Annotated in this window: 6 protein-coding genes; 5 read left to right on the forward strand and 1 reads right to left on the reverse strand. The window is 68.9% G+C overall.

Annotated features, from left to right (window positions below):
• Nucleotides 1–5 precede the first annotated feature (5 nt).
• On the forward strand, nucleotides 6–1,700 hold the full coding sequence (gene oxc, locus AC2VOP_RS17175; protein WP_486962088.1) for an oxalyl-CoA decarboxylase: 1,695 nt from the start codon (nucleotides 6–8) through the stop codon (nucleotides 1,698–1,700).
• Between the two features lie 7 nt (nucleotides 1,701–1,707).
• On the opposite strand, the gene AC2VOP_RS17180 is transcribed toward oxc, so the two are convergent.
• Nucleotides 1,708–2,625, reverse strand: a complete 918-nt coding sequence (locus tag AC2VOP_RS17180) for an alpha/beta hydrolase (RefSeq protein WP_486962083.1) — start codon at nucleotides 2,623–2,625, stop codon at nucleotides 1,708–1,710.
• 66 nt (nucleotides 2,626–2,691) lie between these two features.
• Between AC2VOP_RS17180 and AC2VOP_RS17185 the strand changes: the two genes are divergently transcribed.
• From AC2VOP_RS17185 to AC2VOP_RS17200, 4 genes are all read left to right on the forward strand, one after another.
• Nucleotides 2,692–3,312 carry a TetR/AcrR family transcriptional regulator gene (locus AC2VOP_RS17185; RefSeq protein WP_486962084.1) on the forward strand — a complete coding sequence of 207 codons (621 nt, stop codon included), beginning with the start codon at nucleotides 2,692–2,694 and terminating at the stop codon, nucleotides 3,310–3,312.
• Between the two features lie 54 nt (nucleotides 3,313–3,366).
• Nucleotides 3,367–4,785, forward strand: coding sequence for an adenylosuccinate lyase (gene purB / locus AC2VOP_RS17190; RefSeq protein WP_486962085.1), 1,419 nt, complete (start codon nucleotides 3,367–3,369; stop codon nucleotides 4,783–4,785).
• Nucleotides 4,786–4,789: 4 nt separating this feature from the next.
• Nucleotides 4,790–6,031 (forward strand): cytochrome P450, encoded by a 1,242-nt coding sequence (locus tag AC2VOP_RS17195; protein WP_486962086.1) that lies wholly within the window; start codon nucleotides 4,790–4,792, stop codon nucleotides 6,029–6,031.
• Nucleotides 6,028–6,974 (forward strand): tellurite resistance/C4-dicarboxylate transporter family protein (locus AC2VOP_RS17200; protein ID WP_486962087.1); only part of this gene is annotated, 947 nt, incomplete at its 3' end. The genes AC2VOP_RS17195 and AC2VOP_RS17200, both read left to right, overlap by 4 nt.

Genomic DNA, 6,974 nt, shown 5'->3' on the forward strand with positions numbered 1-6,974 from the left:
GTGCCATGGCGACCCCATCGACACCCGCGCGACCGACCGACGGCTTCCACCTTGTCGTCGATGCCCTCAAGCTCAACGGGATTGGCACCATGTACGGTGTCGTCGGCATCCCGATCACCGACCTTGCCCGGGTGGCGATGGCGGAGGGAATCCGCTACCTCGGTTTTCGGCACGAGGCCTCCGCTGGTTACGCCGCAGCCATCGCCGGTTACCTCACCCGCCGACCGGGTATCTGCCTGACGGTGTCGGCCCCCGGCTTCCTCAACGGCCTGCCCGCGCTGGCCAGCGCCACCGTGAACTGCTTTCCGATGATCCAGATCTCGGGGTCGAGTGCGCGCACGATGGCGGATCTGCAGCGCGGCGACTATCAGGAACTCGACCAGCTCAACGCGGCCCGGCCGTTCGCGAAGGCCGCGTACCGGATCGACCGGATCGAGGACGTCGGCCGCGGCGTCGCCCGGGCCGTCCGCGCCGCGGTTTCCGGGCGGCCGGGCGGCGTCTACCTCGACATCCCGGCGGCCGTACTCGGCCAGCACATCGACGCCGCCGTCGCGGCCGAGACCACCTGGAAAGTCGTCGATCCGGCCCCGGCACAGGTGCCGGCACCCAATGCGCTTGACCGTGCGTTCGGGCTGCTGGCAGCGGCGCAGCGGCCGCTGATCGTGCTGGGCAAGGGCGCCGCGTATGCCCAGGCTGACGGCGTGATCCAAACGTTCGTGGAAACCAGCGGCATCCCCTTCCTGCCGATGCCGATGGCCAAGGGGCTGGTGCCGGACGCCCACCCGCAGTCGGTGGCGGCCGCCCGTTCGCTGGCGCTGGCTCGCGCGGACGTGATCATGCTGGTCGGCGCCCGGCTGAACTGGATGCTCGGCCACGGTGAACCGCCGGCATTCTCCGTCGACGCGCGGTTCATCCAGGTCGACATCGAGACGTCGGAGTTCGACAGCAATCGGCCGATCGCCGCACCGCTGAGCGGCGACATCGGTTCGGTGATGGCGGCGCTGGCCGAGCGGCTGTCCGCGCATCCAATCGCGGTGCCGGCGGCCTGGACCGCCGAGCTCGCCGGCCGAGTAGCGCACAACAACGCCGCGATGAGCCGGCGGCTGGCCGAGGATCCACACCCGATGCGCTTCTCCAACGCGCTGCGCGCGGTGCGCGCCGTGCTGCGACGGCATCCGGAGGTCTACCTGGTCAACGAGGGTGCGAACGCGCTGGACATCGCCCGCAACGTGATCGACATAGAGGTGCCGCGGCACCGGCTCGACAGCGGCACCTGGGGCGTGATGGGTATCGGCATGGGCTATGCCATCGGCGCCGCGGTCGAAACCGGCCAGCCGGTCGTCGCGATCGAGGGCGACAGCGCATTCGGCTTCAGCGCCATGGAGATCGAGACGATCTGTCGGCACCAGCTGCCGATCGCTGTCGTGGTCCTCAACAACGGCGGGGTGTACCGTGGCGACGAGCAAAGTGCCGGGACGGGCCCGGCGCCGACTGTGCTGAGTCCGCACGCGCGCCACGAGCTGATCGCGGAAGCGTTCGGCGGCAAGGGCTATCACGTCACCACGCCGGCAGAGCTGGAAGCGGCACTCACCGAGGCGCTGGCGTCGAACCAGCCGGCGGTCATCGACGCGGAGCTCGATCCGGCCGCTGGCGTCGAGAGCGGGCACCTGAAGGACCGCAACACCACGAGCACCTTGTGACGGCGACTCAGGCGACCAGCAGCGGCGCGATCCAGGTCAGCTCGCCGGGCAGCTGGGCGCTCCAAAACGACGGGTCGTGCCCGCCGGGGGAGAATCCGCCCGCCGGCGGGTTAGCCATCGAAGCGATGAACTCCCTGGTCGCCGAAGCGAACGGATCGCCGTTGCCGCAATCCACCCGGATCGGGATGGACGCCAGTGCGGGCATCCCGAACACCGAGTTGGCGGAGAAGTCGGCGGCGCCGTCGAATGCCCCCGGCGCGGTGGCTCCGGAGGACAGCCACAGCGCCGGGCTGACCGCGCAGATGGCCGCGGTGCGCTCCGGACCCAACCGGCCGCCGAGCAGCAGCGCACCGTAACCGCCCATCGACCAGCCCAGGAACCCCACCCGCGAGGTGTCCAGACCGTGCTCGCCGAGCAGTGGGATCAGCTCGTCGAGCACCATCGCACCGGAGTCCTCACCGGAGGAGCGTTTATGCCAGTAGCTGCCGCCGCCGTCGACGGCGACCACCGCGAACGGCGGCAGGCCCGCGTCGACGGCCTGGGCCTGGCCCTGCTCGACGCCGCCGGCCATCACCGTCGCCGCGTCACTGCCCTTGCCGTGCAACGCGATCACCGGCCGCAGCGCCGCCGTCTGGCCCGGTGGGCGGGCGATGGCCCAGTTGGTCGTCGCACCGCCGCGTGCCGCCGACGCAAACGAGCCGCTGGCCATTGTCGGAGCCGCGGGCGCCGGGGGGAGCGCAGGCGGTGGTTCGAGGGGCGGCGCCAGCGGTGCGCCGGTGCCGGCCATCGACAGCTCGGGGCCGGTAACCGGATGCGCGGGCGTGCGCAGCGGACCCAGTGCGTAGGCTCCCGCGGCTCCGGCGGCCGCGCCGGCGCCGAGGCGCAACAACGTGCGTCGGCTCAGGTCGGGCATGCGGGCCATCATGCCAGGATCACCGTGTTTGACCGAAAGGGCAGTGCGGCACCGACCCGGCTGGCAGCATGTCTAGGCGTGACGGCACCGGTGACGCCCAAGGGCGAACGCCGACGATATGAGCTGGTCAGCGCGGCTGCCGAGCTGCTCCACGAGGGCGGTCTCGAAGCGGTGACCCACCGCGCGGTGGCACGCCGGGCGGGCGTCGCGCTGGCGTCGACCACCTACTATTTCTCGTCGCGCGACGATCTGATCGCCAGCACCGTCGAACATGTCGGGATGCTGGAAGTCGCCCAGCTGCGAGCGCGCGTCGCCGACCTGTCGCGACGGCGCCGCACCGCCGAGACGACCGCCGACATGCTGTGCGACCTGCTGGTCGGTGAGGCTTCCCAGGTACGGCTCACCGACGAGCTCATCACCCGCTACGAGCGCTATATCATCTGTGCCCGGTTGCCCGCGCTACGCGGTATCCAGCGCCGGATTCTGCGCCAGCGTGCCGAGGCCGTCGTCGAAGCCGTGCTGCGATCCGGCCGCACGGCGCGGATCGAGCTGCTTTTCGCACTGGTCTGCGTGGTCGACGGGGCGGTGGTCGCCGCGTTGGCCGACGACGGACAGGGGCCACGCCAGGCGGCGCGGGCCACGCTGATCGATGTTATCGACCTGCTCGCACCGATCGACCGGAGCGCCGTGTCGGCATGATGCACCGATGACGGTGCTCGTCGGGCAACACCGACAACCGTAAGCTATGTGGTTGTGCGCATTCCCAACGTGCTGGCCACCCGCTACGCCAGCGCCGAGATGGCCGCGATCTGGTCACCGGAGGCCAAAGTCGTCGCCGAGCGCCGGCTCTGGCTGGCGGTGCTGCGGGCGCAGGCGGAGCTGGGTGTGCAGATCTCCGAGCAGGTGCTCGCCGACTACGAGCGGGTGGTCGATGACGTCGACCTAGCGTCGATCGAAGCCCGTGAACGCACCCTGCGCCACGACGTCAAGGCCCGAATCGAGGAGTTCAACGCGCTGGCCGGCCATCAGCACGTGCACGCGGGCATGACCAGCCGCGATCTGACCGAGAACGTCGAGCAACTGCAGATCCGCCAGTCGCTGGATCTTGTCTTCGGTCACGGAGTCGCCGTTGTTGCGCGGTTGGCCGAGCGGGCGGTGCAATACCGCGATCTGGTGATGACCGGGCGCAGCCACAACGTCGCCGCGCAGGCCACCACGCTGGGTAAGCGGTTCGCCTCTGCCGCCCAGGAGACGCTGATCGCGTTGGATCGGCTGCGCGAGTTGATCGACCGCTACCCGCTGCGCGGCATCAAGGGGCCGATGGGCACCGCCCAAGACATGCTGGACCTGTTCGGCGGAGACACCGCCAAGCTGGCCGAGCTGGAACGGCGGGTCGCTGAATTTCTCGGCTTCACAACGGTGTTGGATAGCGTTGGTCAGGTGTATCCGCGTTCGCTGGACCACGACGTGGTCTCCGCTCTGGTGCAGTTCGGCTCTGGCCCATCGTCGTTCGCCCACACCGTCCGGCTGATGGCCGGCCACGAGCTGGTCACCGAGGGCTTCGCGCCCGGGCAGGTCGGCTCGTCGGCGATGCCGCACAAGATGAACACCCGCAGCTGCGAACGGGTCAACGGACTGCAGGTGGTGCTGCGCGGCTACGCGTCGATGGCGGCTGAACTGGCGGGCGCACAGTGGAACGAGGGCGACGTGTTCTGCTCGGTGGTGCGCCGAGTGGCGTTGCCGGACGCGTTCTTCGCCGCTGACGGCCAGATCGAGACATTTCTGACGGTGCTCGGCGAATTCGGCGCCTACCCGGCGGTGATCGGCCGTGAGTTGGATCGCTACCTGCCGTTTTTGGCCACCACCAAGGTGTTGGTCGCCGCCGTGCGCGCTGGCATGGGCCGGGAGGCCGCGCATCAGGCGATCAAGGAGAACGCGGTGGCGGTGGCGTTGGCGATGCGGGAACGCGGTGCCGAACCCGATCTTCTCGACCGGCTGGCGGCCGATCCGCGATTGCCGTTGGACCGGGCAGCGATCGACGCCGCGCTCGCCGACGAACAGGCATTCACCGGCGCGGCCGGTGACCAGGTGGACGCCGTGGTCGCGGCGGTGCAGACGCTGGTTGCCCGTTACCCCGACGCCGCCAAGTACACCCCGGGTGCGATCCTGTAACGCCATGGCCGCTGCCAAACCCCCTGCTGCTCTGCGCCGCATCGATTTCACCGACCTGGACAACTTCGCCAACGGGTTTCCGCACGAGTTGTTCGACGTCCACCGCCGTGTCGCTCCGGTGTTCTGGCATGAGCCCACCGAGCACACCCCCGACGGGGAAGGTTTCTGGTCGGTGGCCACCCACGCCGAAACCCTTGAGGTGTTGCGCGATGCGGTGACGTACTCGTCGGTGACCGGCGGGAAGCGGCCGTACGGCGGCACGGTGCTGCAGGATCTGTCTATCGCGGGCCAGGTGCTCAACATGACCGACGATCCTCGGCACGCCCAGATTCGAAAGTTGGTCAGCTCCGGGTTGACGCCGCGGATGATCCGCCGGGTCGAGGAGGATGTGCGGGCGCGGGCCCGTCGGCTGCTCGACGCCGTCGAACCCGGCACGCCGTTCGATTTCCTGGTGGACATCGCGACGGAGTTGCCGATGCAGATGATCTGCATCCTGTTGGGTGTGCCGGAGGCGGACCGGCACTGGCTGTTCGAGGCGATCGAGCCGAGTTTCGATTTCGGGGAATCGCGGACGGCGGTGGTTTCGCAGCTATCGGTCGAGGAAGCCGGATCGCGGGTCTACACGTTCGGGCAGGAGCTGATCGCGGGCAAGCGGGCCAGGCCGACCGACGACATGCTTTCGGTGGTCGTCAACTCCGTCGACCCGGGTTTGTCCGATCTGGAGTTGTACCTGTTCTTCAGCTTGTTGTTCAGCGCGGGTGCGGACACCACCCGCAACGCGATCGGCGGCGGGTTATTGGCTTTCTCGCAGCATCCCGACCAGTTCCGGTTGCTGCGTGGCGATTTGGACCTGATGCCGACCGCGTTCGAGGAGATCATCCGCTGGACGTCGCCGTCGCCATCGAAGCGGCGCACCGCAACCCAGGCCGCCATCCTGGGCGGCCAGGCGATCGAGGCCGGCCAGAAAGTGCTGGTGTGGGAGGGTTCGGCCAACCGTGACGAGAAGGTGTTCGATCGCGCGGATCAATTCGACATCACCAGGAAGCCCAACCCGCACATAGGGTTCGGCCACGGCTCCCACTTTTGTCTGGGTGCACACCTGGCCCGGCTGGAACTACGGGTGCTGTTCGAGGAACTGCTGGCCCGCTTCGAGAGCATACGGGTGGTGGCACCGGTTGAATGGACCCGGAGCAATCGGCACACCGGCATCCGGCATCTGGTGGTCGAACTGCGCGGCAGGTCGTGATCGCATTGCTGCGCCGGTGGGGTCGGGTCGAGCCGTCACCGGACGTGTTTGCCGCGGTGATGGCGACCGGGATCCTGTCGGTTGCCGCACGCGCTCACCACTACCGGTGGATCAGCGACACGCTGGGCGTGTTGACCACGGCCGGCATGCTGGCCCTGGTGGGGCTGGTCCTGATCGCCACTGCTACTCGCCGCCGGATGATCTGGGACCTGGCCGACCCCGACGTGACACTGCGGCTGTTCACGTTCGTGGCGGCGTGCGCCGTGCTCGATTCCCGGTTGGTCGGGCATTCGGCGGTGGTGCGCAGCATCGGCGTGGTGGCCCTGTTGTCGTGGCTGGTGTTGCTGGTGTTGACCGCTCGCGACATGGCGGCGCGTCCGTGGCCGGGTTTGCGCGATCGGGCGCACGGTGCATGGGAGCTGGGCAGCGTGGGTACCTCCGGCCTAGCGATTGTGATGGCGCAGGTGGCCCGCTACGCCGGCGACCACAGGTGGCTGGCGGCCGCGGTGCCGGTCTGGGCCCTGGCGATCGCGATCTACGGCCTGATGACCTGGCTGATCCTGTGGCGCATCGTCGCCGAGCGGATGGACCGCGAGGGATTCGCGCCCGACGACTGGATCCTGATGGGAGCGATGGCCATCGCCACCCTGGCCGGTGACCGCATCCACAGCGTGGCCCCGCAGTGGCTGGCCGGGCCGGTGCGCACCGTCACCATTGTGACCTGGGTGACCGCCAGTTTGTGGATACCGCCGCTTATCTACTTCGTGTTGCACCACGTCAACCAGCGACCCGGGGTCTTACGGTTCGCCGGGGTGTGGTGGGCGGTGGTGTTCCCGCTGGGCATGTACTCGGTGGCCACCGACGCGACGGCGGCGGAGCTGGGAGCGGCATCGATGCAGACGGTTTCACTGGTGTTCTTCTGGAACGCGCTGACGGCGTGGCT

It is taken from the genome of Mycobacterium sp. TH-M106 (assembly GCF_057473765.1).

Coding starts and splice junctions, on each gene's coding strand:
- oxc (WP_486962088.1), top strand. CDS start 6: ATGGCGACCCCATCGACACCCGCGCGACCGACCGACGGCTTCCACCTT.
- AC2VOP_RS17180 (WP_486962083.1), bottom strand. CDS start 2,625: ATGATGGCCCGCATGCCCGACCTGAGCCGACGCACGTTGTTGCGCCTC.
- AC2VOP_RS17195 (WP_486962086.1), top strand. CDS start 4,790: ATGGCCGCTGCCAAACCCCCTGCTGCTCTGCGCCGCATCGATTTCACC.